The sequence below is a fragment of the Sandaracinobacteroides sp. genome, from assembly GCF_057137845.1.
In genome coordinates, this window is the sequence record NZ_DBNHFX010000139.1 from 1 (window position 1) to 26979 (window position 26979).

General features: G+C 64.5%; 29 protein-coding genes. 23 read left to right on the forward strand and 6 right to left on the reverse strand.

The features are described from left to right. Positions 1 to 124 precede the first annotated feature (124 nt). Positions 125 to 913 (reverse strand): SDR family NAD(P)-dependent oxidoreductase, encoded by a 789-nt coding sequence (locus AC16JP_RS08030; protein ID WP_484340092.1) that lies wholly within the window; start codon positions 911 to 913, stop codon positions 125 to 127. Between the two features lie 82 nt (positions 914 to 995). Here AC16JP_RS08030 and AC16JP_RS08035 point away from each other — a divergent pair, with 82 nt between their 5' ends. The 9 genes from AC16JP_RS08035 to AC16JP_RS08075 all read left to right on the forward strand — a co-directional run bounded on the left by AC16JP_RS08035 (position 996) and on the right by AC16JP_RS08075 (position 7442). Then, the gene (locus tag AC16JP_RS08035) at positions 996 to 2252 is read left to right on the forward strand and encodes a mechanosensitive ion channel family protein (protein WP_484340093.1); all 1257 of its coding nucleotides are present in this window, start codon (positions 996 to 998) and stop codon (positions 2250 to 2252) included. Between the two features lie 90 nt (positions 2253 to 2342). Further along, positions 2343 to 2801, forward strand: coding sequence for a MaoC family dehydratase (locus AC16JP_RS08040; RefSeq protein WP_484340119.1), 459 nt, complete (start codon positions 2343 to 2345; stop codon positions 2799 to 2801). 86 nt (positions 2802 to 2887) lie between these two features. Continuing rightward, positions 2888 to 4066, forward strand: a complete 1179-nt coding sequence (locus AC16JP_RS08045) for an acetyl-CoA C-acyltransferase (RefSeq protein WP_484340094.1) — start codon at positions 2888 to 2890, stop codon at positions 4064 to 4066. A 197-nt stretch (positions 4067 to 4263) separates the two neighbouring features. Then, positions 4264 to 4728: a hypothetical protein gene (locus AC16JP_RS08050; RefSeq protein ID WP_484340095.1), complete on the forward strand. Its 465-nt coding sequence runs from the start codon at positions 4264 to 4266 to the stop codon at positions 4726 to 4728. Beyond that, a complete protein-coding gene (locus AC16JP_RS08055; protein WP_484340096.1) occupies positions 4718 to 5176 on the forward strand; it encodes a phage holin family protein in 459 nt (152 codons plus the stop codon). The genes AC16JP_RS08050 and AC16JP_RS08055 overlap by 11 nt, the downstream gene beginning before the upstream one ends. A gap of 1 nt (position 5177) precedes the next feature. Continuing rightward, positions 5178 to 5900, forward strand: a complete 723-nt coding sequence (locus tag AC16JP_RS08060; protein WP_484340097.1) for a hypothetical protein — start codon at positions 5178 to 5180, stop codon at positions 5898 to 5900. Positions 5901 to 6002: 102 nt separating this feature from the next. Then, positions 6003 to 6635 (forward strand): MlaC/ttg2D family ABC transporter substrate-binding protein, encoded by a 633-nt coding sequence (locus AC16JP_RS08065; RefSeq protein WP_484340098.1) that lies wholly within the window; start codon positions 6003 to 6005, stop codon positions 6633 to 6635. Positions 6636 to 6645: 10 nt separating this feature from the next. Further along, positions 6646 to 7233, forward strand: coding sequence for a gamma carbonic anhydrase family protein (locus AC16JP_RS08070; protein WP_484340099.1), 588 nt, complete (start codon positions 6646 to 6648; stop codon positions 7231 to 7233). After that, a complete protein-coding gene (locus tag AC16JP_RS08075; protein ID WP_484340100.1) occupies positions 7230 to 7442 on the forward strand; it encodes a DUF4170 domain-containing protein in 213 nt (70 codons plus the stop codon). Before AC16JP_RS08070 ends, AC16JP_RS08075 begins: the two co-directional genes overlap by 4 nt. 2 nt (positions 7443 to 7444) lie before the next feature. On the opposite strand, the gene AC16JP_RS08080 is transcribed toward AC16JP_RS08075, so the two are convergent. The 3 genes from AC16JP_RS08080 to AC16JP_RS08090 all read right to left on the reverse strand — a co-directional run bounded on the left by AC16JP_RS08080 (position 7445) and on the right by AC16JP_RS08090 (position 9990). Continuing rightward, the gene (locus AC16JP_RS08080; protein ID WP_484340101.1) at positions 7445 to 8242 is read right to left on the reverse strand and encodes an enoyl-CoA hydratase-related protein; all 798 of its coding nucleotides are present in this window, start codon (positions 8240 to 8242) and stop codon (positions 7445 to 7447) included. 105 nt (positions 8243 to 8347) lie between these two features. Continuing rightward, positions 8348 to 8983, reverse strand: coding sequence for a PAP/fibrillin family protein (locus AC16JP_RS08085; RefSeq protein WP_484340102.1), 636 nt, complete (start codon positions 8981 to 8983; stop codon positions 8348 to 8350). Continuing rightward, positions 8980 to 9990, reverse strand: a complete 1011-nt coding sequence (locus tag AC16JP_RS08090) for an NAD(P)H-quinone oxidoreductase (RefSeq protein WP_484340103.1) — start codon at positions 9988 to 9990, stop codon at positions 8980 to 8982. Before AC16JP_RS08090 ends, AC16JP_RS08085 begins: the two co-directional genes overlap by 4 nt. An 85-nt stretch (positions 9991 to 10075) precedes the next feature. On the opposite strand from AC16JP_RS08090, the gene AC16JP_RS08095 reads away from it, so the two are divergent. From AC16JP_RS08095 to AC16JP_RS08145, 11 genes are all read left to right on the forward strand, one after another. Next, positions 10076 to 10273, forward strand: a complete 198-nt coding sequence (locus AC16JP_RS08095; RefSeq protein ID WP_484340104.1) for a DUF1192 domain-containing protein — start codon at positions 10076 to 10078, stop codon at positions 10271 to 10273. Next, the gene (locus tag AC16JP_RS08100) at positions 10270 to 10911 is read left to right on the forward strand and encodes a heme exporter protein CcmB (protein ID WP_484340105.1); all 642 of its coding nucleotides are present in this window, start codon (positions 10270 to 10272) and stop codon (positions 10909 to 10911) included. Before AC16JP_RS08095 ends, AC16JP_RS08100 begins: the two co-directional genes overlap by 4 nt. Positions 10912 to 10984: 73 nt before the next feature. Further along, positions 10985 to 11722 carry a heme ABC transporter permease gene (locus tag AC16JP_RS08105; protein ID WP_484340106.1) on the forward strand — a complete coding sequence of 246 codons (738 nt, stop codon included), beginning with the start codon at positions 10985 to 10987 and terminating at the stop codon, positions 11720 to 11722. 15 nt (positions 11723 to 11737) lie between these two features. After that, entirely contained in the window at positions 11738 to 11860 is a 123-nt protein-coding gene (ccmD, locus tag AC16JP_RS08110) for a heme exporter protein CcmD (RefSeq protein ID WP_484340107.1), read from the forward strand. Continuing rightward, entirely contained in the window at positions 11860 to 12327 is a 468-nt protein-coding gene (gene ccmE / locus AC16JP_RS08115; RefSeq protein WP_484340108.1) for a cytochrome c maturation protein CcmE, read from the forward strand. Before ccmD ends, ccmE begins: the two co-directional genes overlap by 1 nt. Then, positions 12324 to 14267, forward strand: coding sequence for a heme lyase CcmF/NrfE family subunit (locus AC16JP_RS08120; protein WP_484340109.1), 1944 nt, complete (start codon positions 12324 to 12326; stop codon positions 14265 to 14267). The genes ccmE and AC16JP_RS08120 overlap by 4 nt, the downstream gene beginning before the upstream one ends. Continuing rightward, positions 14264 to 14800 (forward strand): DsbE family thiol:disulfide interchange protein, encoded by a 537-nt coding sequence (locus tag AC16JP_RS08125; protein WP_484340110.1) that lies wholly within the window; start codon positions 14264 to 14266, stop codon positions 14798 to 14800. The genes AC16JP_RS08120 and AC16JP_RS08125 overlap by 4 nt, the downstream gene beginning before the upstream one ends. Then, positions 14797 to 15186 carry a cytochrome c-type biogenesis protein gene (locus AC16JP_RS08130; protein ID WP_484340111.1) on the forward strand — a complete coding sequence of 130 codons (390 nt, stop codon included), beginning with the start codon at positions 14797 to 14799 and terminating at the stop codon, positions 15184 to 15186. Before AC16JP_RS08125 ends, AC16JP_RS08130 begins: the two co-directional genes overlap by 4 nt. Then, positions 15183 to 15800, forward strand: a complete 618-nt coding sequence (locus AC16JP_RS08135; RefSeq protein ID WP_484340112.1) for a tetratricopeptide repeat protein — start codon at positions 15183 to 15185, stop codon at positions 15798 to 15800. The genes AC16JP_RS08130 and AC16JP_RS08135 overlap by 4 nt, the downstream gene beginning before the upstream one ends. A gap of 102 nt (positions 15801 to 15902) precedes the next feature. Then, a complete protein-coding gene (locus AC16JP_RS08140; protein WP_484340113.1) occupies positions 15903 to 17819 on the forward strand; it encodes a potassium transporter Kup in 1917 nt (638 codons plus the stop codon). A 93-nt stretch (positions 17820 to 17912) separates the two neighbouring features. Next, on the forward strand, positions 17913 to 19484 hold the full coding sequence (locus AC16JP_RS08145; protein WP_484340114.1) for a carboxylesterase/lipase family protein: 1572 nt from the start codon (positions 17913 to 17915) through the stop codon (positions 19482 to 19484). A 5-nt stretch (positions 19485 to 19489) separates the two neighbouring features. Here the strand turns inward: AC16JP_RS08145 and AC16JP_RS08150 are convergent, their stop codons facing one another. Beyond that, positions 19490 to 21181: a sulfatase family protein gene (locus AC16JP_RS08150; protein WP_484340115.1), complete on the reverse strand. Its 1692-nt coding sequence runs from the start codon at positions 21179 to 21181 to the stop codon at positions 19490 to 19492. A 169-nt stretch (positions 21182 to 21350) separates the two neighbouring features. Here AC16JP_RS08150 and AC16JP_RS08155 point away from each other — a divergent pair, with 169 nt between their 5' ends. Genes AC16JP_RS08155 through AC16JP_RS08165 form a run of 3 tightly spaced genes read left to right on the forward strand, consistent with a single transcriptional unit; the run spans position 21351 to position 25754 of the window. Continuing rightward, the gene (locus AC16JP_RS08155; protein ID WP_484340116.1) at positions 21351 to 23759 is read left to right on the forward strand and encodes a TonB-dependent receptor; all 2409 of its coding nucleotides are present in this window, start codon (positions 21351 to 21353) and stop codon (positions 23757 to 23759) included. A gap of 35 nt (positions 23760 to 23794) precedes the next feature. Then, positions 23795 to 24721 (forward strand): alpha/beta fold hydrolase, encoded by a 927-nt coding sequence (locus tag AC16JP_RS08160; protein WP_484340120.1) that lies wholly within the window; start codon positions 23795 to 23797, stop codon positions 24719 to 24721. A gap of 13 nt (positions 24722 to 24734) precedes the next feature. Continuing rightward, positions 24735 to 25754, forward strand: coding sequence for a LacI family DNA-binding transcriptional regulator (locus AC16JP_RS08165; RefSeq protein WP_484340117.1), 1020 nt, complete (start codon positions 24735 to 24737; stop codon positions 25752 to 25754). A 16-nt stretch (positions 25755 to 25770) separates the two neighbouring features. On the opposite strand, the gene AC16JP_RS08170 is transcribed toward AC16JP_RS08165, so the two are convergent. Next, positions 25771 to 26979 (reverse strand): sulfatase-like hydrolase/transferase (locus tag AC16JP_RS08170; RefSeq protein ID WP_484340118.1); only part of this gene is annotated, 1209 nt, incomplete at its 5' end.

A 26979-nucleotide genomic window follows, 5' to 3' on the forward strand; every position in this document is an offset into this window, starting at 1 on the left:
TGCGGGGTGCCGATCTCGAAGGCGTGGAAGCCGATGTCGACTTCCAGCGCGAGTTCTTCGAGCGCGACCTTGTGGATGCGCGGACGGACGCCGACGCCCCGGTTTTCGGAGAAATGCACGATGGTCATGGCGCGGTCATATAGGCGACATCGCGCGGCAGCGCGAGGAACCTCTGGCCGGATTCGATGGAAATCGTCTGGCCGGTGATCGTCGGTGTGTGAACGAGGAAGCGCAGTGCCCTGACGAGATCATCGACCGTCACGCCACGTCGCAACGCGTTCATGACGTGCGCAGCTTCGAAATTGGTGCGGCTTTGCGGGCCGGAAACCAGCGTGACAGACGGGGCGATCGCATTCACCCGGATGCGCGGCGCAAGCGCGCGGGCGGCCAGTTCCGTCAGTCCGGCAAGCCCGAATTTCGAGATGGTGTAGCTGAAATAGTCAGGATTGGGCGCGGCGAGTTTCGCATCCAGCAGATTTATGATCAGGCCGTGCCCGCCTTCCGGCAAATGCTTTGCGAACGCCTCGGTCAGCAGGCTGGGCGCCCGCAGGTTGACGGCCATCTGCCGTTCCCAGAGGGCAAGGTCGATTTCGCCGATCCGGTCTTCCTCGAACAAGGAGGCGTTATTGACGAGGATGGCGGGCGCGAGCGGCAACTGGCCGAATATCTGCCGGGCGGCATCCGGATCGGCGAGGTCGGCGCGGACGACCAGCGGCTTCGGGTATCCGTGTGCTGCAAGATCGGTAGCCAGCGCCTCGGCCTCGGCCGACGAACGGTTGCAATGAATGGCGACGAGAAACCCGTCTTCGGCGAGCGCGCTGGCGAGCGCTGCGCCTACGCGCTTTGCAGCGCCTGTCACCAGCGCCAGAGGGGGCGATCCGTCGGGCTTCTGGAATTCAGGCGGCACGGGCATTGCTGATTCTTTCGGTTTTGCATGAAGGATCGGGCGCAAGAGGCGTTGCCCCGAACAGGGCATCGCGCATAGGTTCTCGGGCATGAGCGACGCCAAGGCAACTGCGGCTGGAACGGCCGGAACGGATTCGGCACTCCAGAACCTCAAGCACGAGGAACTGGCGCTGCCGCAACAGGTTGATGAACTGACGCGCGAACTGGTCCAGTGGGTCAGGACTGACAGTCTGGGGATCGTGGCGGGTGTCGGCGTCGGGATTGCGCTGTATGCGTTTCTGGTGCTGGTGCGCGGCTATGCCCGCAAGCGCCTGAAGCGCAGCGCCGCGTTCGGAAGCTGGAGCTGGGTGGCGCTGAAGGTGCTGGCGCGGACTCGCAGCTTTTTTCTGGCGATGGCGTCGGCCAAGGCCGTGGCGGCGCTGTTCAGCCCGCCTGCCGGCTGGGGCGGGCTGATCACATTCCTGTTCAGCATTGCCGCCGCCGTGCAAGGCGCATTCTGGGCGCGCGAGTTTCTGGTGGCGCTGGTCGAGCGAAAGGCGCTCGACCGCGATTCCGATCCGGCGATGTCGTCGGCGGTCGGTGTGCTGACGGTGATCATCAACGTGGTCGTATGGGCGCTGGCGGCGATCATCCTGCTGGACAACATCGGCGTGAACGTGACGGCGCTCGTCGCGGGCCTCGGGATTGGTGGTATCGCTATCGGGCTTGCTGCGCAGGGCATCTTTTCCGACTTGTTTGCCGCACTTGCCATCCTGCTCGACCGGCCGTTCCGTGTTGGCGACACCATTCAGGCGGGCGGGCCACAGGGCGTGATCGGCACTGTCGAGCATATCGGCCTTAAAACAACGAGGCTGAGGGCGTTGTCTGGTGAAGTGGTGGTAATGTCGAACACCAATCTGCTGAACCAGCAAATAAATAATTTCGCCAACTTCACCCATCGGCGCGTGCTGCTGCGTGTGCGTGTGTTGTATCAGACGCGTCCAGGCATTCTTGAGGCGATCCCGGCGGAGTTTCAGCGAATCGTGAATTCTGTGCCACATTGCCGCTTTGACCGGGCACATCTTCTTGAGTTCGCGGTATCGGCCCTTGATTATGAACTGGTCCTCATCGTCGAGCAGGAGGATCAGATGTCGATGCTGGATGCGCGGCAGGCCGTGATGCTGGCGATCATCCGCCGATTCGCCGAGTTGGGCATCGATTTCGCGATCCCGGCGCAGATCAGCTTTCTGGCCGACCGCGAGGGCAGGATCGTCGACCCCAAGCCTGCCGACGACGAAAAGCCGCACGATGTGCATCGTCGTGCCGGTCCGGCAGCGGCGACGCCCGCTGCCGGGGCTGGCGATTGAGGGAGCCTCGCCACAGGTGAGCCTTGTCACCCGCTCTGGGGGGCGGCAAGGAGGCGTCACGATTCACCAACAGGACGGGAGATGAGCCATATGGCGCGCGCACTGCCAATCGCCGAGTATCTTGCGCTGAAGGGCAACGAAATCGGGGTGTCGCCCTGGATCGACGTTACGCAGGACCGGATCAACCAGTTCGCCGACGTGACCGGCGACCATCAGTTCATCCACATTGACCCGGTGGCTGCGAAGGCGACGCCGTTCGGCACGACCATCGCGCACGGATACCTGACGCTGTCGCTGCTTTCGGCGATGGCCTATGACGTGATGCCCGGCGTCGAAGGCGCGAAGATGGGCGTGAACTATGGGCTGAATTCGGTGCGGTTTCTGGCGCCGGTGCGTTCAGGCAAGCGCGTGCGCGGACATTTCCGCATGCTCGATGTCGTCGAGCGCTCGCCGGGGGTGTATCAGTCGACCGTCGAGGTGAAGGTCGAGATCGAGGGTGAGGACAAGCCTGCGCTGGCCGCCGAATGGGTGACGCTTGCTTACGTCTGAGCGGATCGTGTTTGCCTGCCCTGTTGCCCGAAGCGGGGCAGGGCGGAAATTCAGGTTGATGACGCTTTAATCGAAGGAGGTTCGCAATGCGCGACGCAGTAATCGTTTCCACCGCCCGCACGCCGATCGGCAAGGCCCATCGCGGTGCGTTCAACGCAACCCTTACACCGACGCTGGCGGCACATGCCGTCAAGGCGGCGGTCGAGCGGGCAAAGCTCGATGGCCCCGAGATCGACGACGTGATCATGGGCTGCGTGCTGACGCAGGCATCTGCGACGCCGAACATCGGCCGGCTGGCACTGCTGCGCGCCGGCCTTCCGGTGACGGTTTCCGGCCAGACCATCGATCGCCAGTGTTCGTCTGGCCTGATGGCGATCGCGACCGCCGCCAAGCAGATCATCGTCGACGGGATGCAGGTAGCGATCGGTGCCGGTGTCGACAGCATCTCGACGGTGCAGACCGACAAATACCGCGTCGAGGCGGACCCCGACCTGGTGGCGATGCACGGCAGCGTGTACATGCCGATGATCGACACGGCTGAAATCGTCGCCAAGCGCTATGGCATCAGCCGCGACCGGCAGGACGAATATGCCCTGCAATCGCAACAGCGGACGGCCGCCGCGCAGCAGGCCGGCCGCTTCGACGCCGAGATCGTGCCCGTGACGGCGACCATGAAAATGGTCAACAAGGAGACGAAGGAAGTCTCGGAGCATGTGATCACCCTGTCGAAGGACGAAGGAAACCGCCCGGAGACGACGCTGGAAGGGCTGAAGGGCCTGCAACCGGTGCGCGGGCCGGGCATGAACATCACGGCAGGGAACGCCAGCCAGTTGTCTGACGGCGCGTCGGCTGCGGTGCTGATGGAGGCCGGCGAAGCAGGGCGGCGCGGGCTGCAACCGCTTGGCCGCTACGTCGGTATGGCGGTTGCCGGCCTCGAGCCGGACGAAATGGGAATCGGTCCCGTCTATGCCATTCCGAAACTGCTGAAGCAGAACGGCCTGAAGGTCGAGGACATCGGCCTGTGGGAGCTGAACGAAGCGTTCGCAGTGCAGGTGATCTATTGCGCCGACAAGCTTGGCATCCCGATGGACCGGCTGAACGTCGATGGCGGCGCCATCTCGATCGGCCACCCGTTCGGCATGTCGGGTGCGCGCCTCGTCGGCCATGCGCTGATCGAAGGCAAGCGCCGTGGCGTGAAGCATGTGGTGGTTACCATGTGTGTCGGCGGCGGCATGGGCGCTGCCGGACTGTTCGAAGTTCTCTGATCGAAAGGCCCGCCATCCCCGGGCCGGTGTCCGGGGTGGCGGGCTTCCCATCGCGGAAATCTCTCGGGAGAGAGAGGTTTTCCGCGCCGGGGGCTGGAAAGCTGCGAAAGCCTCACTAGTTTGCAGGGGAGAGAGGGATTCCCTTGCCGGCCATTGCGGATGCCGGACGGCGGGGCAGTGGCGAAAGGACGCTTGTGATGGCAGCCAAAGGCAAGACGATCACCGATCTGGCTGACGATGTGGCCGGGACGGCGGGGAAGGCAGCAAAAAAGGCGAGCGACAAGGCGGCGGACTTCATCGTCGAGGCGAAGGAAGACGTAGCGGAGATTTCGGCAAAGGCCGGAACCAAGGCGCGCGCGGCCGCCAACAGCAGCAAGGACTATGCAGCCGACGCCGTGAAGGGCCTTGCATCGGTTGCGCGCGAAGTCGCCGGCAAGCTGGGCGAAGGCAAGGGCGATGGCGCTGGAAGCGCTGCCGACTATGTCCGTAAGGCGGCTGACGGCATGGAGCATTTTTCCACCAGGCTGCGCGAAAAGGAAGTGGCCGAAATCGCCGAGGATGCCCGCGATGCGGTGCGGCATAATCCGGCGATTGCGGTGGGTGCTGCCGCAATCATCGGTTTTGCGCTGGCGCGGTTCCTGAAGGGCGGTGATGAAGCCTGACACCACCGACAGCAGCGACGGCGCTGCGGCAACGCGGCGCTCGATCGTCGACGTCTGGACGGAAGTGGCCGCAGACGCCGGTGGATTGATTCGTGCCGAAGCGGCGTTGGCGCGGCTGGAGACCGGGCAGAATCTGCGACATGCCGGCGTGCAGTCATTGAAGCTGCTGGCAGGCGCGGTTTTGCTGGCGGTGGCGCTGGTGTTTCTGGCTGTCGCGCTGGTGGTGGCTTTGTCGCTCTGGATCGGGCTGGTGGCGGCGCTGCTGGCGGTCGCCGCGGTTTCGGTGCTGGTGGGCTTGCTGATGATCCGCCAGGGCGCAGACCGCCTGTCTGCCGGTGCGCTGCTGCCTGAACGAAGCATGGCGCGGGTTTCGCGTGATCTGGAGCGGCTGTCGAGGCAGGGCGGGGCGCTTGGTGCAACCGGGGGGGATGCCGATGCCGGAAACTGACTTGGCAGTGGCTCCTGCAAATGCCGAGGCGCGCATGCTGCACCTGCAAGCCGAAGTAGATGCGCGCCGGGCAAGACTTGCCGGCAATCTTGGGGATCTGGGTATCAGGATGCAGCCACGGAATCTGGTGGCTGAAGCGAAGGAGGCCGCGTGGATGGAGGTGGATCGCGTGACGGATGAAGTGATCGACATCGCAACCGACCTTGTGAATGATGGCCTCGACTGGACGAAGCGCCACCGGAAAACGGTTGCGGGCGGCGCATTGGCGGGCGTTCTGGCGGGCGTTGCCCTATGGTATGTGACCCGAAAGAAGCCTGTCCCGCTATATGCGGCCTATGACATGGAGGATCCTGAAATGATGAACGAAACAGACGAGACCATCGGCGACAAGGCGGCACATGCCTGGGATCGCGTGAAGGAAGAAGCCCACAATCTGGGCGGTAAGGCCGAAGGCGCCTATTATGCGGCGCGGTCGAAAGCGACCGTGCTGGCAACCGAAGCGCGCGAGCGCGCGGCGGATGCCGCCGAACTGGCCCGCCAGCGCGCCAGCGAAGCAGCAGATGCCGCCCGGGAAGCTGCCGAAAAGGCGCGCGAAGCCGCCGGCGAGGCCGGGCGCTGGGCGCGAAGGCAGCCGCAGGAAAATCCGGTGACGGTGGTGCTGGTTGCATTGGCCGCCGGTGCGCTGATCGGCGCATTGCTGCCGCGCGGACGCCGCGACGCCTGAACCCTGTTCAGCGCCGGGAAAGCGCCGATCAACGATTCCGAGAGGCACTGCCGGGCTGACGCCAATGGCGTCAGTTGCCCGGCGCATTCAGGAGTTCACGATTTGAAGCAAGCATTTGCCGCCCTGCTGTTGATGTCTGCCGGGGTTTCGGCCGGAGTGTCGGCGCCAGCCTTCGCGCAAGCGGCAGCCGCCAGTCCCGCGCAGCAGAAGGCAGCGGCTGATTTCATCGCCGGGCTTTCCGAGCAGGCGTTCGCGGTGCTGCGCGACAAGAGCCTGACGCGCGCCGAGGGGCGGTCGAAGTTCCGCACGCTGCTGCGCGCGAACTTCGACCTGGAGGGGACGGGCATGCGGCTGATCCGGTCGTATCGGTCTCCGGCAAGCACCATCAAGCTGACCGACGCGCAGGTGCAGGCCTATCGCGCGGCACTGCCTGACTTCCTCGTCAATACCTACTCGGACCGGCTGTATGACTTTGCCTCGTCGAAGGTGAATGTCGTGCGGACGACGCCGCGCGGGAACCGGGGCGATGTCGATGTCGTGACCAGAATCACCGACCCGAAGGGCGGCGCTCCGATCGAGGCGATCTGGCAGGTAAAGGCCAGCGCCAAGCCGGTGGTTTCGAACATCGTCGTGAACGGGGTGAACATCGCGCTGACACAGGAAGCCGATTTCAAATCATACATCGAACGGCACGGGTTCGATGCCCTTGTGGACTTCATGAAGCGCACGAAATAGCCTGCGCTGCATGACAGGAAACAGCGAACTCGATCTGGGGCGGGCAGCCTTCGTTCATCCAAGTGCATTGCTTTACGGCAAGGTGCGCATGGCCGAAGGAAGCTCGATCTGGTGCAATGCGGTGGTGCGATCGGAAGCAGCGCATGTTTCCATCGGCGATCATACCAATGTCCAGGATTTCGTGATGATCCACACCGATCCGGGTTGCCCGGTGGTGATTGGATCGCATTGTTCGATCACCCATCACGCAACGATCCACGGCAGCACCATCGGCGACAATGTGCTGATCGGAATCAACGCGACGGTTTATGGTGGCAGCCACATCGGCGACAATTCGATCGTCGGGCAGCATGCCTATGTGAAGGACGGCACAATCGTGCCGCCGAATTCGATCGTCGTCGGTTCACCGGCAAAGGTGATCCGTATGGCCAACAACTGGGTCGCCAATCGGATGAACGCATTGTTCTATCACCGGAATGCGCTGGCCTACGCTCGTGGTGACCACCGGGCATGGGAAGGCGCCGCATTCGAGGCATGGGTGCAGCAGACGCTTGCCGCCTTGACCAGCGAGTATCAGCGGCTAGAGGCCGCGACATGAGCAAATTGCATCTGGTGTTCGGCGGCCGGGTAACAGACCCGCGCGGCCTTGAATTCGAAGACCCGTCAGCGCTGCACGTGGTCGGTATTTTCCCGGACTATGCCGAAGCCGAAGCCGCGTGGCGCGGGGAAGCGCAACGCACGGTGGACGACGCGCAGATGAAATATGTCGTCGTCCACCTGCATCGGCTGCTTGAGCCGTCTGCCTGACCTCAGCGGCCTTTCCAGACCGGAGCGCGCTTTTCCAGAAACGCCACAGGGCCTTCCCTGGCGTCTTCCGAGGAGAACACCAGCGCTGAAGTCCTGGCCGATACCTTCCACAGCTCTTCTTCGGGCATGTCGAAGCTCATGCGCGATACCTTCAGCGATTCGCGCACCGAAAGCGGTGCGTTGACGCTGACCGCCTTCGCCAGAGCAACCGCTTCGTCGAGCACCTTGTCGGCGGTGGTCAGGCGGTTCACCAGCCCAAGCTGGTAGGCGCGTGTGGCGTCGATCGGGTCGCCGGTGGCGACCAGTTCGTAGGCGATCGCGGCAGGCAGACGGCGGGTCAGGCGGAACACCCCGCCGGCGCCTGCGAACAGGCCGCGCTTTACTTCCGGCAGGCCGAAACGGCTGTTGTCGGATGCGACGATCATGTCGCACGAAAGGGCAAGTTCGCAGCCGCCTGCGAGTGCGGGCGCCGCGACGGCTGCGATCCACGGCTTTTCGCGCTTTGCCCGTGCAAGCCCGCCAAACCCGCCATCGCGGGTCGAGAGGGTGTGGCCGCGTCCCTTCGAGATTTCCGACAGGTCGGCGCCGGCGGAAAACGCGCCGTCCGAAGTCGAGGCGAGGATCACCACCCGGATTTCGGGGTTGGATTCGGTTTCGCGGACGATCCAGTCCATCGCTGTCGCCACGTCCTCGTTGACTGCGTTGCGCTTGTCCGGGCGGTTCAGGCGGACAAGGCCGATGTGATCGTCGATGACCTCATAGAGGACTTCACGGCCGACGGATGCGGGCTTCTCGCTCATGTCTTGCTCCTCCGCTTTGGGTGGCCGGCAGATTGCAGACCGGCTGGTTTCTCGATTGGCAGGCCGTCGGCGGTTCTGCACCTCGCAAAAGCCGTGGGGCGTGGTTCAGCCGTCCCGCGACCAGCGCATCGGGGCCGGGTCCAGCCGTTCCAGCACATACAGGCTGCCGAATGCGCCACGGGTGAGGCGGAAGCCGTCATCCAGATAGCTGATCTCGATCTTGAGCGACGAAACGCGCGATCCCGTGGCGGGAAACCTGACCGGCGCGCCCGGCCCGAAGATCAGCGCCTCGTCGTAGCGGAGGTCGATCGTGCGGTCATCGTCGGCCTGATACTGGCCGGCCATCACCATCGTTCCGGGCCGTCCTTCTGAATCGAGGTAGTAGATCACATTGTCATAGAGACCGGTTGCCGGATCGATCTCGTTATAGAGTTCAACCACTTCGACCGGCAGCGGCGGACAGGCGCCGAGGCTGAGGTGGGCGAGCGTCGTGGTCCGCTGCAAGTCGAAGTTGGAATAGAGGAGCCGCCAGCGCCCGCGCAGCGAGCCGGCGGTCTGCGCCGGTTCGGCGCTGGGATTCAACGCCTCCAGTTCATTGGCGAGCTCACGGATGCGCTCCCCCTCGTGCGGGGATGCCTGAAAGCCGACTTCGGTTGCAGCGCCGAGGGCTGCCAGTTGCTGCTTGATGGACGACGCGTGCTGCATGGGGGCCACAAGCCAGAGATCGCCGTCAGGCGTCAAGCTGGCTGAGGCGTCAGGGTCAGGGCGATCTTGCCGATGTGTCCGCCGGCTTCCATCAGCCGGTGCGCATCGGCCGCCTGCTCCAGTGCAAATGTCTGGAACAGGTGCGGTTTCAGCGTACCTGCCGCCAGCAACGGCCAGATTTCACGGCCAAGCGCGCTGGCGATCGCAGCCTTCGCGCGTTCGCCTTGCGGGCGCAGCATCGAGCCCATCAACCGGATGCGCCGGCGCATCAGCAGCGCAATATCCAGTTCCACCCGGCCGCCGCGCTGGAATGCGATCGAGACATGGCGTCCATCCTCGGCGAGGCAGGCGAGGTTGCGGGCAAAATAATCTCCGCCGACCATGTCGAGGACGATGTCGACGCCCCGCCCGCCCGTCAGTTCCAGCGCACTTTCAGCGAAATCCTGTTGCCGGTAGTTGATCGCATGGGTTGCCCCGAGTTCGAGTGCGGCGCTGCACTTTTCCGCCGAGCCGCAGGTGACGATGATCGAGGCGCCGCGCGCACGCGCGAAATCGATCGCGGTAACGCCGATCCCCGAGGTGCCGCCGTGCACCAGCAGGGTTTCGCCGGGCTGGCAGTTGGCGAGGCCCGTCAGGTTCGTCCAGACGGTGAACCATGTTTCGGGAAGCGTCGCCGCTTCGGCCATCGTCAGTCCGGCCGGCACCGGCAGGCACTGCCCGGCGGGTGCTGCAACATATTCGGCATATGCGCCGCCTGCCACCAGCGCGGTGACACGATCGCCGATCGACAGGCCCTGCACATTGCTGCCAACGGCGACGATCTCGCCTGCTGCTTCCAGCCCGAGGATGCTGGGCGCGCCGGGCGGCATCGGGTAGAAGCCCATGCGTTGCAGAATGTCGGGCCGGTTCACGCCTGCTGCATGTGCGCGGATCAGCACCTCGCCCGGTTTCGGCACCGGGACAGGGCGTTCGATAACAGCCAGAACGTCCGGGCCGCCGCTGGTTTCCGGGTCGATTGCGCGCATGTGTCGGGGGATCGGCATGGCGACGAGCGTTGCGGCGATCGGGTGGAAAGTGCAAGACCGCCGTGGGCCGGGAACGAGGCCCAGAACAAGGAAGGATTGGCTGATGGACGCCGAGGATTATCTTTCGAAGCGGCCGCAAAGCCCGCTGGCGCTGCTGGCGCGGGAGGATCTGGACCCGCTGAGCGTCGACGAACTGGGCGAACGCATCGCGCTGCTGCAGGCGGAAATCGCCCGCACCGCAGCCAAGCGCGATTCGGCGTCGGCCTTCCGGTCGGCAGCCGACAGCCTGTTCCGCAAGTGAAACTGATCTGGCGGCTGATGCGGCGCGACTTCAGCCTGATGGCTGCGCGCCCGGCCGAGTGGCTGATGCCGCTGACATTTTTCCTGCTGGTGGCGCTGCTGCTGCCGTTCGCCATCGGGCCGGAGCCGCGTTTGCTCGCGCGGCTGGCGCCGGGCATCCTGTGGGTGGGCGCGCTGCTTGCCAGCCTGATGCCTGTATCGACGCTGTTTGCGATGGACGCAGCCGACGGAACGCTCGACCAGTTGCTGGTCAGGGGCGTTGCGGCGGAAACGCTGGCGCTGGCGCGGATGCTGGCGCTGGCGTTCGGGTTCGGCGCGCCGCTGCTGCTGGCGACGCCGATTGCGGCCGTGCTGCTGGGAATGGATGCGGCCGTTCTGCCACGGTTGCTGCCGGGCCTTGCTGCGGGCGCGCTTGGCCTGTCGGCGCTTGGGGTGGTGGCGGCGTCCGTCACGCTGGGGGCGCGGGGCGGCGGCGGGCTGGTGGCGCTGCTGGTGCTGCCGCTGGCGATTCCGCTGCTGTTGTTCGGCAGTCGGCCGATGGACAAAGGGGCGCTCGGGCTGGCGCTGGCGGCGGCGCTGGTGCTTGCGGCGGTTGCCCCCTTTGCAGCGGGGGCTGCGGTTCGGGCATCCCGCGGCTGACGCCGCAGGTTGGGCAGGTGCGACAGCGCGGGGCTGTTGAATCGGGCGAGGTCGTGCTAGGGCGGCCGCAATCATGGCTGCCATCGATATCCACGCGCTTGCCAACCCGTTGCGTTTCCAGCGCTTTGCCGCAGCGGTAACCCCATGGACGCTGACTGTCGGCCTGTTGCTGCTGGCTGTCGGGCTGGGGATGGGCCTGTTTACCGCACCCCCCGATTACCTGCAGGGCGAAATGGTGCGCGTGTTGTACATCCATGTGCCGTCGGCGTGGTTCGCGCTTGGGGGGTATCTTGGCATGGCGCTGGCGGCGCTGGCGGCGCGGATCTGGCGGCATCCGCTGGCCGATCTTTCGGTGCGCGCCATTGCGCCGGTCGGTGCGCTCTATGCCTTTATCTGCCTTGTCACCGGCTCGATCTGGGGTCGGCCAACCTGGGGAACCTGGTGGGTGTGGGACGGGCGACTGACTTCGATGCTGATGCTGTTCCTTTTGTATCTGGGCGTGATTGCGCTGGTGCACCTGCACGATGATCGCGCGCGCGGGCTGAAGATGGCTGGCTATCTGGCGATTGTCGGAACCATCAATCTGCCGATCATCAAGTTCAGCGTGGAATGGTGGAATACGCTGCATCAGCCTGCTTCGATCCGGTTGTCGGGAAGTTCGATCCACCCCGACATGCTGGTGCCGCTGATGGTGTCGGCGGGCGGTTTTCTGTTCCTGTTCGCCGGGCTGGTGCTGGTACGGATGCGCATCCTGATCGCCGAGCAGCGGCTGGAGGTCCGGGCGCTGCGCCGTGCTGCGCGCGCAGGCTGAGGGGTAAGCATAGCCATGCCACACATGCCGTTTCTGGTTGCCGCCTATGGGGTGACGCTGGTCTGCCTGCTGGCGATGCTGGCCGTTTCGTTGCGGCGGATGCGCCGCGCCGAACGCGCACTGGAGGAGGAACGCTGATGGCCGTCGCCCGCCCGAAAAAACAGCAGCGGCTGTTGCTGGCGCTTGCGGCAGTCGCGGCGCTGGTGATCGCCGGGATCATCGCGATGTTCGCGCTGCGCGATACGGCGGCCTATTTCCGGGCGCCGGCCGACCTCACGTCCGACCGGCCGGCGCCGGGGGAAACCTTCAGGCTTGGCGGGCTGGTCAAGTCCGGCTCGTTGCATCGCGCGGCCGACGGCGTCACCATGGATTTCGTCGTCACCGACATGAAGGCGGATACGCCTGTCAGCTATCGCGGCCTTGTGCCCGACCTGTTCCGCGAGGGGCAGGGTGTGATCGCCACCGGCAGCTTTGATGCCGCAGGGCGGTTTCAGGCTGAACAACTGCTGGCAAAGCATGACGAAAACTATGTGCCGCCCGAAGTAGCGAAGGCGCTGGAAAAATCGCACGAGGACATGAAGGCAGAGGCTGCGGCCCTGTCATGATCCCCGAGTTCGGACATTTCTTTCTGTGGCTGGCGGCCGCCGCCGCGCTGCTGCAATCCGTCGGCGTGACGGTTGGATTATGGCGGCGCGACGAAAGCCTTGTGGGGTTGGCCGCACCTGCTGCTGTGGCGCAGGGCCTGTTTACCGCGCTGTCGTTCGCGGCGCTGACGTGGGCGTTCGTGGTGTCCGATTTTTCGGTGAAACTGGTGGCAACGAACAGCCACAGCATGAAGCCGATGCTGTATCGCTATACTGGCGTCTGGTCGAACCACGAAGGCTCGCTGCTGCTGTGGGTGCTGGTGATGGCGCTTTCGGGGCTTGCCGTCGCACTGACCAGAAGCGAACTTGGGCCACGGTTCCGTGCACGCGTGCTGTCGGTGCAGGGGTTTGTGTCGCTTGGGTTTTTTGCCTTCCTGCTGTTTGCCTCGAACCCGTTTGAGCGCATCTTTCCGGCGCCGACCGAAGGGCAGGGGATGAACCCGCTGTTGCAGGATGTCGGCCTGGCGTTCCATCCGCCGTTCCTTTACGCGGGCTATGTCGGGTTTTCCGTGGCGTTCGCCTTTGCGGTGGCCGGGATGCTGGAAAATGCGATCGGCCCGGCCTGGGCCCGCGCGACCCGGCCATGGGTGATCGTGGCGTGGGCGCTGCTGGGTTGCGGCATCACGCTCGGCAGCTACTGGGCCTATTATGAACTGGGCTGGGGAGGCTGGTGGTTCTGGGATCCCGTTGAAAATGCCGCCCTGATGCCGTGGCTTGCCGGAACCGCGCTGCTGCATTCGATCCTGGTGGTGATGAAGCGCGATGCGCTGCGCGCCTGGACACTGCTGATGGCGGTGGCGGCGTTTTCGCTGTCGATGATCGGCACGTTCATCGTGCGCTCCGGCGTCATCACATCGGTGCATGCCTTTGCCGTCGATCCGGCGCGCGGCCTGTTCCTGATGGTGCTGATGGCGCTGTATATCGGCGGCGCCTTCATCATCTATGCGCTGACCGCCGGCCGCATCGCCGAGGGGCGGCAGTTCAGCCTTGTCAGCCGGGAATCGGCGCTGGTTGCCAATAACCTGCTGATTTCCGCCATGCTGGGGGTGGTGCTGCTGGGCACCCTCTATCCGATGATGCTGGAAGCCGCGACCGGAGACCAGATTTCCGTCGGCGCGCCCTATTTCAACCGTACGACGATCCCGATGCTGTTTGCGATGACGGTGCTGATGGCGATCGCGCCGTTTCTTGGCTGGGGGCGCAGCCACACGGCCAAACTGGCCGGACGGCTGCTACCCGCAATCGTGGCGGCCGCGGTGTTCGTGGTGGCGGCGGTCTGGCCGTTCGGTGTACGCGGCGTCGGCGCGGTTCTGGGCTTTGGCACATCGGCACTGCTGGGTGTCGCCAGCCTGATGATCCTGTTCCGAAAGCGGGTCACGATGGCGGTTGCGGGGATGGCGCTTGCGCATCTGGGTGTTGCCGTATCGATCCTTGGGGCCACTGCCTCCGGGTCGATGCAGCGCGAGGCGCTGGTTGCGCTTCGTGTGGGTGATGCGGTTTCGATCGGTTCATGGAAGGCCGAACTTGCCGATGTGCGCCCGGTGGCAGGCCCGAACTGGACGGCAATCGAAGCAAGCCTTGCAGTGTCGCGCAATGGCCGCGAGGTGGCGGTGCTGCATCCGCAGTCGAGGCTGTTCGTCGCGCCGCAGCAGGAAACCACCGAATCGAGCCGCGCGGGCTGGCGCACCGGTGAATTATATGCGGTGCTGGGCAAGCCCGACGGTTCGGGGCGCTGGCAGGTGCATCTGTGGGTGAAGCCGCTGGTCAGGCTGATCTGGTGGGGCGGGCTGCTGATGGCGTTCGGCGGCCTGCTGGCGCTTGGCGGCAAGCTGAGGGCGTTCGCGCCGGGCATGTGGCGTCGGCGATTGGCAGTGCCATCCGTGCAGGTGCAACCGGCATGAGCGGCGTTTCCGGGCGCCTGTTGTGGCTGGTGCCGTTGGCGGTTTTCGTCGGCCTGATGGTGTTGATGGCGGGCAATCTCGGCAAATCGAACGAGGCGGTGATCCGGTCGCACATGGTTGGCAAGCCGGTGCCGGCCTTTGCCCTGGGCGGGGCAGCAGGCGCGCCCGGCCTTGCCCTTGCCGACCTGCAAACCGGCCAGCCGGTTCTGGTGAACCTGTTCGCAAGCTGGTGCCTGCCCTGCGCGGTAGAAGCGCCACAGCTTCAGGCCCTGCGCGCGAAGGGCGCGATGATCCACGGCATCGCGGTGCGCGACACGCCCGAGGATCTTGCCGGATTTCTGCAGAAACATGGCAACCCGTTCACCCGCATCGGCAACGATGAAGGCGGGCGCATGCTGCTGGCGTTCGGTGCCTCCGGGGTGCCGGAAACCTATGTCATCGATGGCAAGGGCGTGATCCGCTATCAGCATCTGGGCGAAATCCGCGCCGAACATTTGCCGCTGCTTCTGGCCGAGCTGGAGAAAGCCCGATGAGGGCGTTGCTGATCGCGTTGCTGCTTCTGCTGGGTGGAAACCCGGCCTTTGCCGAGCCGCCGCCGCCGCCCGATGTGCCGCTTGCCGACCTCGCAATGGAAGCGAAGGCGCACGATGTGATGCTGGTTCTGCGCTGCCTTACCTGCCAGAATCAGTCGATTGCGGATTCGAACGCCGGGCAGGCGCAGGCCATGCGCGCCGAAGTGCGCGAACGGATCGCCGCAGGTGAAAGCCCTGACGAAGTGAAGGCTTTCTTCATCGAACGTTATGGCGACTGGGTAAGCTTTTCGCCGCCAGCGCGCGCCGACACCATGTTGCTGTGGGCGGCGCCGCTTCTGTTTCTGCTGGTGGGCGTTGCGCTGATGTGGCGGAGGATCCGTCGATGAGGTGGCAACCACTTGCCGCAGTTGTGTTGGCCTTTGGGCTGGCGGCTGCGGGCTATGCGTTGACGGGCAGTCCCGGCCAGCCGTCGGTGCCGGCCCCGCAGGCAATCATCAACCCCGACCTGACGCCCGAAGCCGAGCAGGCCTCGAAGGAACTGCTGGAGAATTTCGGCGATGTCCGGGCATGGCTCACATTGTCGGATGCGCTGATTCGCGCCCGCCGCACGGAAACAGCGGTCACGGCCCTGCAATCAGGGCTGGACGCCATTCCCGGCAATGCCGACCTGTGGGTGCAGATGGGCATCGCGCTTGTCGCCCATGCGAACGGCGAAGTTGTGCCGGCAGCGCGGCTGGCGTTCGACCGCGCAAGCCGTCTGGCCCCCGACCACCCGGCGCCCGCATATTTTCTGGGGCTGGCCTGGCTGCAGGCGGGCGAATTCGACAAGGCGCTGGCAACATGGGAAGCCTTGCGCGCAAGAAGCCCGGCGGATGCCCCGTGGGTGCCGATGGTCGATGCGAAGATCGCAGCGATCGGCCGCATGAAGACCATGGCCGCCGAGATGGAGGCAGCGGGGCAGGGCAACCCGCTGGAGCAACAGGGAACCGGCGGGCAATAGGGCCATGATCGGGCGCATTGCGGTCGGACTGCTTCCCTGCTAGCGCCCGCTCCTTGCCGGACGCCTCGACGCCCGGGTCAGTTGGGAAGTGAACAGTCCCGGATGAGCATGGCAACGGCAGAGGCAGACCTCGAAGGGCAGCACCACCCGGACGACGGGCACGGGCACGACAGCATGCGCAAGATGATGCTGGGCGCGCTGGGGGTTGTCTTCGGCGACATCGGCACGTCGCCGCTCTATGCGCTGCGTGAAACCTTTGCCGGGCACCATCCGATTCCCGTCGATGCGCCGCATGTGCTGGGCATCATCAGTCTGGTGTTCTGGACGATGATCCTGCTGGTCACGGTGAAATATGTGTCGGTGGTGCTGCGGGCCGACAACCGTGGCGAAGGCGGCACGATCGCCTTGCAGGCGCTGCTGCTGCGCGAAGGGCATGGTCGGCGCTGGGCGCCCTATGTGGCCGTGCTCGGCATTCTGGCGACTTCGCTGTTCTTTGGCGAAAGCATCATTACGCCGGCAATCTCGGTGTTGTCGGCGGTTGAAGGGCTGACAACGGTCGAGGCGCGGCTGCAGCCGCTGGTGATGCCCGGCGCGATCGGCATCATCATTCTGCTGTTCGTCATACAGGCGTTCGGAACGTCGCGCGTCGGTGCCCTGTTCGGGCCGATCATGCTGTTCTATTTCCTGACGATTGCCGTGCTGGGGGTGATCAGCATTGTTGGGAATCCCACGATCCTGTTCGCGCTGTCGCCGCACCATGCGGTCAGCTTCTTCCGCGACAATGGCGTGCTGGCGTTTCTGGCGCTGTCTTCGGTGGTGCTTTCGGTAACGGGGGCGGAAGCACTTTATGCCGACATGGGGCATTTCGGCCGCAACCCGATCCGGTTCAGCTGGCTGACGCTGGTGCTGCCGGCGTTGATGCTGAACTATCTGGGACAGGGCGCCCTGCTGATCGGCGACCCTGAGGCGATCCGCAGCCCGTTCTTTCTGCTTGCGCCCGAGGATTTCCGCCTGCCGATGGTGGTGATGGCGACGATCGCCACGGTGATTGCATCGCAGGCGGTGATTTCCGGTGCATTTTCGATCACCCGACAGGCGGTGCAACTGGGCTATCTGCCGCGCCTCCGCATCCTGCACACGTCGGCCAGGACCGAGGGGCAGATCTATATCCCCTTTGTGAACTGGACGCTGCTGATCCTCGTCATTCTGCTGGTGCTGGGCTTCCGCACCTCGTCGAATCTGGCGGCCGCCTATGGCATCTCGGTTACTGCGACCATGTTCATCACCACCTGCATGATGGGCATCCTCAGTATCTATGTATGGAAGTGGAACCGCTGGTTTGCGGGGATTGTGCTTGGCATCTATCTTGTGATCGACGGCGCATTCTTCTCGGCCACCCTGACGAAGATCCCCGATGGCGGCTGGTTCCCGCTGATGGTGGGCCTGATCGTGTTCACCATGCTGACGACATGGTCGCGCGGGCGCCTGCTGATGAACCGGCGGCTGACCGAATCCGCCATGCCGATGGAAGTGTTCATCAAGTCCGCCTCGCGCGCGGCGACACGGGTGCCCGGCACGGCGGTATTCCTTACATCGACACGGCAGGGGGTGCCGCATGCGCTGCTGCACAACCTGAAGCACAACAAGGTGCTGCACGAACGGATCCTGATCCTGACGGTGGTGATTGACGAAGTGCCCTTCGTGCGCACCGAGGATCGTGTGGAAGTCACTGATCTTGGTGAAAATTTCTACCGGTTGGCGCTGCATTACGGCTTCATGCAGCAGCCCGATATTCCGACTGCGCTGAAGCATGTCGACAATTGCGGCCCGGAAATCCGCATGATGGACACCAGTTTCTTCCTCGCCCGCCAGACTTTGCTGCCCTCGGCGCGGCCCGGCATGCCGATCTGGCGCGAGCAACTTTTCGCCTGGATGTTGCGGAACGCCGAAACCGCGATGGAGTTTTTCAACCTGCCGACGAACCGCGTCGTGGAGCTTGGCTCACAAGTCGAGATCTGACGGTTGCCGCAGCTTTGCGGCGCCCGCAACTTGTGGCAACGACCTCGCAGGACGCGCTTGCCGATCGCGGCCGGGCGAACACGAGGAGCGACTATGCGCCGGATTTCTGCTGTGACGTTTGCTTCGGCTGTTGCGCTTGCCGCGCCTGCGGCGGCCGCATCCCAGCCGATGGCGCTGGTGACTGGCGGCAAAATTGCGGGAACCTCGGCCGAGGGGGTGAATGCGTTCAAGGGCGTTCCGTTCGCTGCCCCGCCAACGGGCGCACTGCGCTGGCGCGCGCCCCAGCCCGTCGTGCCGTGGAAAGGCGTGCGCGACGCCACACAATACGGGCACGACTGCATGCAACTGCCGTTCCCAAGCGATGCCGCCCCCTTGGGCACAACCCCATCCGAGGATTGCCTCGTCGTCAATGTCTGGGCGCCCGCTGACGCTGCCGGGAAAAAGCTGCCGGTGCTGTTCTGGATCTATGGTGGCGGCTTCGTGAACGGCGGCTCGTCGCCTGCGGTCTATGACGGCGCGGCGATCGCACGCCGGGGCGTGGTGTTCGTCAGCGCCAATTATCGCGTTGGCCGGTTCGGGTTTTTTGCACATCCGGCGCTTGCTGCTGCCGGTGAAGCCGTGGGCGGCAATTTCGGACTGATGGACCAGCAGGCGGCCCTGCGCTGGACGCGCGACAACGCCGCCGCCTTCGGTGGAGATCCGGCGCGGATCACCGTCATCGGTGAATCCGCAGGCGGCATGTCGGTGCTCAGCCTGATGGGCTCCAAGGCGGCGCGCGATCTGTTCAGCGGCGCAGTCATCATGTCGGGCGGTGGCCGTTCGGCGGCGCAACTGCGCGACGCCACAACCGATCGGCCGAACATGCCGTCGGCGCAGGCGATCGGGCAGAACTTTGCACGAAGTGTGGGGATCGAAGGCGTGGATACCGCAGCCCTTGCGCAGTTGCGGGCGCTGCCGGCGGAAAAAATCGTCTCGGGATTGAACCTCGCCAGCATGTTCATGCCGCAGGCAGGCCCGCCAACTTACACCGGGCCGTTCATCGACGGCATCACCCTGACCGACAGCGTCGAGGGGATGTTCAGAAGCGCAGCCGAAGCGCCCGTGCCGGTGATGGTGGGCGCCACCAGCGCCGATATCGGCATCGTGCCGGTGCGCGACAAGCAGGCCCTTTTCGCAACCTTCGGCGCCAACGCCGACAAGGCCCGCCAGATGTACGACCCGGATGGCAACCGGCCGTTTCTGGAAACGATGCTGGCCGTCGGTGGCGATCGCTTCATGGTCGAACCGGCGCGGTTCGTTGCCGGCGAAGTCACGCGGGCAGGGCGGCCGGCCTATCACTACCGTTTTTCCTATGTGGCGGATTCGATCCGCCAGCCGGGCAAGGGTGCCGCGCACGCCAGCGACATTCCGTTCTTTCTGGATACCGCCCAGATCAAATATGGCGCGGCGACAACCGCTGCCGACCGCGAAGTCGCCCACAGGATCGCGGATTATGTCGTCAATTTTGCGCGGAACGGCAATCCGAACGGGGCAGGGCTGCCGGAATGGGTGCCCTATCGTGCCGGGCGCGTGATGGACTTTTCCGCCAGCGGCCAGCCGGTGGATGGCAATGATCCGTTGACGCAGCGCCTTGATCTGGCGATGCCGGAGCAAGGCGCGAAATAAGCCGTTCAGGGCTTTTCAGGTGGAAGGGTGCCGTTCCCGCCCATCACCGGGTACGGGTACAGTGCCTTGCCTGCGTCGTGCGCGCGCTGCTTCGCCGGGCTGTCGGGAAGCACGTCGTCCAGCCGGTCGAGGCGGTTTGGTTCGACCAGCCACTGATCGGGAAAGGGGGCTGCGCCGGTGCCGTTGCGGTTGCGGCGGACGCTCCCCCGCGAGAAACGCGCCGTGAACGGAATCGCATGCGCGCCGGAACTGTTCGCCAGCCCCTTGAACAGGGCCGCGCGCAGATTGATCTTGCGGTCCAGATAGTCGGGGGCGTCGATCAGGTTGTGCATTTCTTGCGGATCGGCTGCCAGATCATATAGTTCTTCGGTATCATAGACGCCGTGATACTGGATGTATTTTACCTGATCACGGACAATTGCGAAGGTTCCCGGCGTCATGGGGAACTGCCAGTCCCAGTAATATTCATAGACGAAGTCAGGCGGTGACCAATTGGCTGCGTCTGCTCCGCCGCGCAGTAACGGCAGCGCGCTTACCCCTTCGAATTGCTGCGGCCGGGGGGCGTCGGCGATATCCAGAAAGGTAGGCGCGAAATCGAGGTTCCTGACCCTGCCGGCGTTCGCCTTGCCGGCAGGAACCAGCCCCGGCGCCCAGACGACCAGAGGAACCCGGATCGAACCTTCATAGGCGTTGCGCTTGTCGATCAGGCCATGGTCGCCGATCAGGAAGCCATTGTCTGACGTGAATACGACCATCGTGTTCTTGTCCAGATGGTTGGCGCGCAGATAGGCCATGATTTCGCCGACGCCATCGTCCACGGCCGACAGCGTGGCGAAGTAGTTGCGCAGATACTGCTGGATCGACATGTCTGTGTTGTAGAAGAAATCGATGCCGTGCCATGTGTTGCGCTGGTTCTGCACCCACATCGGCTTGCCCCTGTTGTTTTCGGGCGTGTTGGCCGAACTTGCTGGAATGGCGAAGTTCACGCCATCATATTGATGCGCATGCCGGGGGGCGGGCAGCGGATCCGAATGGACTGCCTTGTGGCTGAGATACAGGAAGAACGGCTTTCTGGAATCGCGTCCGTTTTTCAGCCAGTCCAGCGCGTATTTTCCCAGCTCGTCAGTCAGATAGCCCGTCTGTGGCACGGCTTTGCCATCGACGTTCAGCATGTTCCTCGCGCCGGCCCTGACCGCTGCCGGCGGCAGGTCTCCGGTGGGCCAATAACTGCCCTGCCCGCGAAAACTGACCCATTTGTCGAAGCCGGGGCGTGGGCCGTCGGCCGCGCTGCCCATGTGCCACTTGCCGATGAACGCCGTCTGGTAGCCCTGTTGTTGCAGGTAGGACGGGAAGAACACCAGCCCCTGTTCCGACGAATTGGTGTTGTCGACCACCAGATGGTTGCGGGCGGTTCGGCCGGTCAGGATCGTTGCCCGGCTGGGGCTGCAAAGCGACGAAGTAACGACGGCGTTCGGATAATAGCTGCCTTCCCGCGCCAGGCGATCGATGTTGGGGGTCTGCACCGTGGGCTGGAGGAAGCCGAGGCCATCGTAGCGCAGATCGTCGACCAGGATGAAGATGATGTTGCGCGGCGGTGTTTTCCCAGAGGTGGCCGCTGGCGCTGCAACGCCGGGCGCTGCTGTTGTGGCCGATGCGATTGCGGTTGCTGCCGTCAGCACGAAATTCTTGAGGCGCATTGCACTTTCCCCGGATGGCCGAATGACATGTTGCGAAACTGTGCCGCATCTGATCGTTACTGTATATGACAAGCTTGTCAATTTTAACCTGCCGCGATACAGGGCGGGAAATGGCATGAGCGACCGAATCGCGACGGGCGATCGGATTGCGCGCAACAGGAGGGTTCAAGTGGGCGATGTTTCGAAGCTTGCGCTGATGATCGGCGCCGGGGCGATGTTCGTGATGGCGCAGGCCGCCGCCGCACAGGAAACTGCGTCGGCCGCAGCGCCAGCGGACGAATTTACCGATACGGCCGACATCGTGGTGACGGCGCAAAAACGCAGTGAGCGCCTGCTGGACGTGCCGGTCGCCGTGTCTGCCGTTACCGGCGATGCGCTGACCGCGCGCCAGATCAGCGATACCAGCGGTTTGACGCTTGCCGTGCCTTCGCTGACCTTTCAGCAGGCGGCGAACCCGGTCGCCAGCAGCTTCCGTATTCGCGGCGTCGGCACATCGCTGTTCGGTCTTGGCACGGAATCTTCGGTCGCGCTGGTCGTCGACGGGGTTGTCAGCGCACGTCAGGCGCAGAACTTCACCGACTTCGCCGACATCGAGCGTGTGGAAGTGCTGCGCGGCCCGCAGGGGACGCTGTTCGGCAAGAACGCGACTGCCGGTGTCATCAGTGTCGTGACCGCGCGGCCGACGCATGAGCTGTCGGGGCGGGTCAGCGCCACGGTTGCTGAAATGAACGAATATCGCGTTGGCGGCACCGTGTCAGGGCCGCTGGCCGATGGGCTGGCGGCGCGGATCACCGGCTATTACAATGACATAGGTGGAAACATCCGCAACGTCTTGACCGGCGACGATGCGAACCGCACGAAAAGCTGGGGTGTGCGCGGCAAGCTGGAGTGGGAGCCGACCGATCGGCTGACCCTGTTGCTTGCCGGCGACTATCGCAAGAGCGACGCCAACTGCTGCCAGGGGGTTCTGGTGCAGACCGGAAATCCGCTGCGTGTGCAGGCCTTTGCGGGGCCGATCGTTCCGCGTCCCGACAACAACGAGGTCTGGAACAACGACAACACTTATGTGAAAACCAACCAGCAGACCTATTCGTTGCAGGCCGACCTCGATCTCGGCGCGGTGGCGCTGACGTCGATCACCGCCTATCAGCGCTATCACCTGATCCAGAATCAGGAAGTGGACTCGATGGGGTTCACCTATCCGGTGTTCATCAGCCCGGCGTCTTCGGCGCAGTTCGAACTGAACTATGGCGACACCCGCATCCGCAACTTCACGCAGGAACTGCGCCTGTCGTCGGTAGGCGAGGGTGCTCTTACCTATGTAGTCGGCGCATTTTATTCGAACGTCTCGATCGACCGCTATTTCTCGCGGCGGCGCGCGATCTGCACCGCCGGTGTCGTCGGGCAGGCCTGCCCGTCCTCGCTCTATCAGTCGCTTGCCAGCGATTCACATCTCTCCAACGAAAGCATCGCCGGTTTCGGTCAGGCGACCGTCGGCATTGTCGGCGGACTGAAGGCGATCGGCGGTATCCGGGTGCAGCATGAAAGCATCGCCGTCGACGGCGAGCGTCTGGGCGTGCTGGTACCGGGCGACCTGCTGTTCGGCGGCGCACCCAGCGTTCGTGCCGGAACCAGCGCCAGTGATACGGCTGTCACCGGCAAGGCCGGTGTGCAGTATGAATTCAGCCGCTTCGCTCAAGCCTATGGAACCTATACGCGCGGTTACAAGGGGCTGGGCCTGAACACCGAAATCACCGCCGACTTCGCCGGGCAGACGCCGGTGCTGCCGGAACATGTGAACGCCTATGAACTGGGCTTCAAGGCGCGCACCGCCGATGGCAAGTTCTCGGTCGCGGTTGCCGCCTTCCTTGCCGACTACACCGATCTGCAGGTGCAGGCGAACCGCTCGAACCCGCTGACGGGCGTCATTTCCTTTGTGCAGACCAACGCCGGATCGTCGCGCACCAAGGGTTTCGAGATCGAGGCGGCGTTTCGTCCGACGCGCGAATTCTCGATGACGTTCGCGTTGACCCACGCCGACAACAGTTTCGACATCGACGGTCTGAACTGCCCGCAGCAGTTTCAGGCGGCCGCGCCGATCGTGGCGATCGGCGGCACGCGGCCGGTGAACAGTTGCTATCGCTATCAATATTACAATAACGCCGGCGCCCTGCTGACGAGCGGCCCCGTGCAGGACGTGCGCGGCGGGATCCTGCCCGCTTCGCCGGAATGGCGGATCAACCTGTCGCCGCGCTATGAACGCGACCTTGCGGATTCGCTGGTGGGCTTCATGCAGGCGGACTTGTCGCTCCAGAGCGCGCAGGGCTTCGCGCTCGAGCAGGACCCGCTGCTCAGGCAGGGCGGCTATGTGCTGGTCGACCTGTCGCTTGGGGCCAGGCAGCCGGATCGCGGGTTCGGCGCGACGGTGTTCGTGAAGAACCTGTTCAACGAGAACTATTATACCGGCATGGTGTCGGGTGCGCTGGTTCCGGCCAACCTGACCCTGCTGGACGTGTTCGCCAACCGGCCACGCAACGCCAACCGCTACTTTGGCGCAACGCTGGACTATCGATTCTGACCGGCCGCGCGCTTCTGGCGGGGCTGTTGTGGCTCGTGACTTCGTCGGCAGGCCATGCGCAGCCCGCAAAGCCGCTGCCGCCGCTTGCCAGATCATGGCCGGGTGGCGTGCAGGTGCTGAAAGGGCAGGTGTATCGGCAGATCGACGGGCAGGAGCTTCTGCTCGACCTGTATCTGCCACCCCGGCGTGATCGCAAATATCCGGCTGTGCTGTTCGTGCACGGCGGCGGTTTCGTGCAGGGCCACCGGCGCATGATGGGGGCGGCGACCGAATTTCCCGCGCTGCTTGCGGGCCTCGCGGCCAAGGGGTTTGTCGTTGCTTCGATCGAGTATCGGCTGGCGCCCGGCGCGCGATTCCCGGCTCAGGTGCGCGACGCGGGCGCGGCGGCGGTCTGGCTGCGCGAAAACGCCGAGCGGTTCGCGATCGATCCGGGCAGGATCGGCGTCTGGGGATCGTCGGCTGGTGGCACGATTGCCAGCACACTTGCGCTGGGCTGCCAGAACGGCCTGTTTGCGCCCGACGGTGACAACAGCGTCCCGCCCGGCGCGAACTGTGTGCAGGCTGCGGCAGACTGGTTCGGGCCGACCACCATCGAGCCGGGGTTTCTGACGCGCGCGTATCTCGGCTGTGCAACCACGGCTGAATGCGGTGTCGAACGTCTGGCGGCAGCGTCGCCCATGGCCTATGTGGCGCGCGGCAGCCCGCCGTTCCAGATCATCCATGGTGCGGATGATGCAACCGTGCCGACGTCGCACTCGCAGCAACTTGCCGAGGCTCTGCGCAGCGCCGGTGCGGACGTCGACTATCAGGTTATGGCTGGGGCAGGACATGGCTTGCGCGCAACCAACCCGGCAGACCAGGCAAGGATTCTCGATGAAGCCATGGCGTCGTTGACAGCCTTTTTCCAGCGGACAATAGGTTTCCGCGCGGGGGCGACGGGCCAAAAGGCCCCCGGACACTAGTCAGGAGGGCTGATTGGGCGTCACCATTCATGACGTCGCGAAACGTGCCGGGGTCTCGATCAAAACCGTGTCGCGCGTGATGAACGACGAACCCAACGTCCGCGAAGCAATGCGCGAACGTGTGCGTGATGCGATGGCGACGCTGGACTATATCCCGAACGCTGGCGCGCGGCGCATGGCCAGTCGCCGGTCTCTGTTGATCGGCATGTTCTTTCACCCCCGCCTTGCCCTCTACGCGACCGGCATACAGTTGGGCGCCGCCCGAAAATGCCGCGAGCGCGACTATATGCTGGCTGCCGAGCCAATCGACATCGGGCAGGACGATGTTCCCGCAATCATCGAGCGGACGGTGCGAAGGGCGCGGCTGGATGGCGTGATCCTCGTGCCGCCGCAATCGAACGAGATTGCGATCGTCGAACTGCTTGAACGGTTGGAAGTGCCGTTCGTTCGCGTGGCGCCGGGGATCGAGCCGGACCGTGGGGCAACCGTCTTCGTCGACGAACGGAGGGGAGGCTATGAGGTTGCGCGGCACCTGATCGGCCTTGGCCATCGTGAAATCGCCTTTCTGGGCGGGCCGATGGTCTCGACGCGCCATGCGCCGCGTTTTCGCCGCGACGGCTTTCTTGACGCCATGGCTGAAGCCGGGCTGCCCGTGCCGGATCAGCGGATCGTCTATGGAAGTTTCACTTTTTCCTCGGGGCAGCGCTGTGCGGAAGAACTGCTGGGGCAACGCCGACGGCCAACGGCGATCGTCGCTGCGAACGACGCAATGGCCGCAGGCGTTTTGTCGGCGGCAGCGCGGCGCGGGCTGGTCGTGCCGCGTGACCTGTCGGTCACCGGGTTCGACGACATCGAGCTGGCGAGCATCGTCTCCCCGCCGCTGACCACCATTCGCCAGCCGCTCGAACAGATCGGCGCGGCGGCGGTCGAGCTGTTGCTTTCGGCGCAGATGGGCAACCGGATCGAGGGGGTGAGCCGCCGGTTGGATATTGAGCTGGTGATCCGGGACAGCACCGCCGCGCCGTCGCGCTGAACAGGGCAGGGCGGCGTCAGTCCTTCTCGGGGCGGCGCCTGCCAATGATCATCGACGGCTGTGTGCGATAGACCGCCAATCGCCTGTTTGCCGCATCGATCCGGGCTGTCAGGTCTGCGACGACATCCGGGTGCCGGTCAGCGAGGCTGTAGCTTTCCGAAGGATCCCTCGACAGATCATAGAGCTGCGGATACCCGCGCGACGGCAGGTCCAGCAGAAGGTTACGGTAAAAATCCGCCGTCACCAGCTTCCAGCGCTGGGTGCGGATCGCCACGACATCCTCGTCGTTGAACAGCAGCAGCTCCGCGTGCGGGCTGGGCCTGCCCTGCAACAGCATGGCCGAAAGGTCGCGGCCGTCCAGCGTAACACCCGGTGGCGGTGCGACGCCCGCCATCGCACAGAAGGTGGGAAGGAAGTCTATGCTCATGCCGATCGCATTGTGGCGCCTGCCGGCGGGGATGGTTCCCGGCTGCCACACGATCGCCGGCACGCGATACCCGCCGTCGTAACCGGCGCCGCCTTTGCGCTGGCGCAACCCACCGGTCGCTCCCTCGAACCAGGGGCCGTTGTCAGACGTGAAGATGACCAGCGTATCGCGGGCGATGCCAAGCTGCCCAAGCCGTTCGAGCAGGCGCCCGACGATGGAGTCTATTTCCTCCACCACGTCGCCATAGGTGCCGGCGGCGGATTTGCCGTGGAAATCCGGGTGCGGGATGGCGGGCAGGTGTGGGGCACTCAGCGCAAGGTCGAGGAAGAACGGATGGTCCTTGTGTTCCTCGATGAACGCCAGCGCCTTGTCGCAGAACTGCTGTTGCAGCATCTGGATGTCGGCGGGCGCTGACGTGGCATCGCCGTGGCCGCGCGCTTCATAAAGGGCCAGCGGCTTGATGTCGTGGCTGTATGGTATCCCGAAATAATAGTCGAAGCCATGTTGCGTGGGCAGCCAGTTCGGCCCGGTGTGGCCGAGATGCCATTTGCCGATCAGGGCGCTTTTGTGCGTGCTGGCCAAGGCCGAGGCGATCGTCCGTTCTGACTGCGGCAGCACGCGTTTGTCGTTGGCGAGGATGACCCCGTATCCAAGCCCCGTGCGGACGGCATAGCGCCCGGTCAGCATCGCCGCGCGCGAAGGTGTGCAGATGTTCGCGCCGGCGTAAAAGTCTGTCAGCGTCGTGCCTTGCCGGGCCATCCGGTCGAGGTTGGGGGTGCGGATCGAGCCGCGCGCGGC

What these genes read in the sequence shown, in the direction of transcription:
- AC16JP_RS08030 (WP_484340092.1), bottom strand. Translation starts at nt 913, where the DNA reads ATGCCCGTGCCGCCTGAATTCCAGAAGCCCGACGGATCGCCCCCTCTG.
- AC16JP_RS08035 (WP_484340093.1), top strand. Translation starts at nt 996, where the DNA reads ATGAGCGACGCCAAGGCAACTGCGGCTGGAACGGCCGGAACGGATTCG.
- AC16JP_RS08040 (WP_484340119.1), top strand. Translation starts at nt 2,343, where the DNA reads ATGGCGCGCGCACTGCCAATCGCCGAGTATCTTGCGCTGAAGGGCAAC.
- AC16JP_RS08045 (WP_484340094.1), top strand. Translation starts at nt 2,888, where the DNA reads ATGCGCGACGCAGTAATCGTTTCCACCGCCCGCACGCCGATCGGCAAG.
- AC16JP_RS08050 (WP_484340095.1), top strand. Translation starts at nt 4,264, where the DNA reads ATGGCAGCCAAAGGCAAGACGATCACCGATCTGGCTGACGATGTGGCC.
- AC16JP_RS08055 (WP_484340096.1), top strand. Translation starts at nt 4,718, where the DNA reads ATGAAGCCTGACACCACCGACAGCAGCGACGGCGCTGCGGCAACGCGG.
- AC16JP_RS08070 (WP_484340099.1), top strand. Translation starts at nt 6,646, where the DNA reads ATGACAGGAAACAGCGAACTCGATCTGGGGCGGGCAGCCTTCGTTCAT.
- AC16JP_RS08075 (WP_484340100.1), top strand. Translation starts at nt 7,230, where the DNA reads ATGAGCAAATTGCATCTGGTGTTCGGCGGCCGGGTAACAGACCCGCGC.
- AC16JP_RS08080 (WP_484340101.1), bottom strand. Translation starts at nt 8,242, where the DNA reads ATGAGCGAGAAGCCCGCATCCGTCGGCCGTGAAGTCCTCTATGAGGTC.
- AC16JP_RS08090 (WP_484340103.1), bottom strand. Translation starts at nt 9,990, where the DNA reads ATGCCGATCCCCCGACACATGCGCGCAATCGACCCGGAAACCAGCGGC.
- AC16JP_RS08095 (WP_484340104.1), top strand. Translation starts at nt 10,076, where the DNA reads ATGGACGCCGAGGATTATCTTTCGAAGCGGCCGCAAAGCCCGCTGGCG.
- AC16JP_RS08105 (WP_484340106.1), top strand. Translation starts at nt 10,985, where the DNA reads ATGGCTGCCATCGATATCCACGCGCTTGCCAACCCGTTGCGTTTCCAG.
- ccmD (WP_484340107.1), top strand. Translation starts at nt 11,738, where the DNA reads ATGCCACACATGCCGTTTCTGGTTGCCGCCTATGGGGTGACGCTGGTC.
- ccmE (WP_484340108.1), top strand. Translation starts at nt 11,860, where the DNA reads ATGGCCGTCGCCCGCCCGAAAAAACAGCAGCGGCTGTTGCTGGCGCTT.
- AC16JP_RS08120 (WP_484340109.1), top strand. Translation starts at nt 12,324, where the DNA reads ATGATCCCCGAGTTCGGACATTTCTTTCTGTGGCTGGCGGCCGCCGCC.
- AC16JP_RS08125 (WP_484340110.1), top strand. Translation starts at nt 14,264, where the DNA reads ATGAGCGGCGTTTCCGGGCGCCTGTTGTGGCTGGTGCCGTTGGCGGTT.
- AC16JP_RS08130 (WP_484340111.1), top strand. Translation starts at nt 14,797, where the DNA reads ATGAGGGCGTTGCTGATCGCGTTGCTGCTTCTGCTGGGTGGAAACCCG.
- AC16JP_RS08135 (WP_484340112.1), top strand. Translation starts at nt 15,183, where the DNA reads ATGAGGTGGCAACCACTTGCCGCAGTTGTGTTGGCCTTTGGGCTGGCG.
- AC16JP_RS08140 (WP_484340113.1), top strand. Translation starts at nt 15,903, where the DNA reads ATGAGCATGGCAACGGCAGAGGCAGACCTCGAAGGGCAGCACCACCCG.
- AC16JP_RS08145 (WP_484340114.1), top strand. Translation starts at nt 17,913, where the DNA reads ATGCGCCGGATTTCTGCTGTGACGTTTGCTTCGGCTGTTGCGCTTGCC.
- AC16JP_RS08150 (WP_484340115.1), bottom strand. Translation starts at nt 21,181, where the DNA reads ATGCGCCTCAAGAATTTCGTGCTGACGGCAGCAACCGCAATCGCATCG.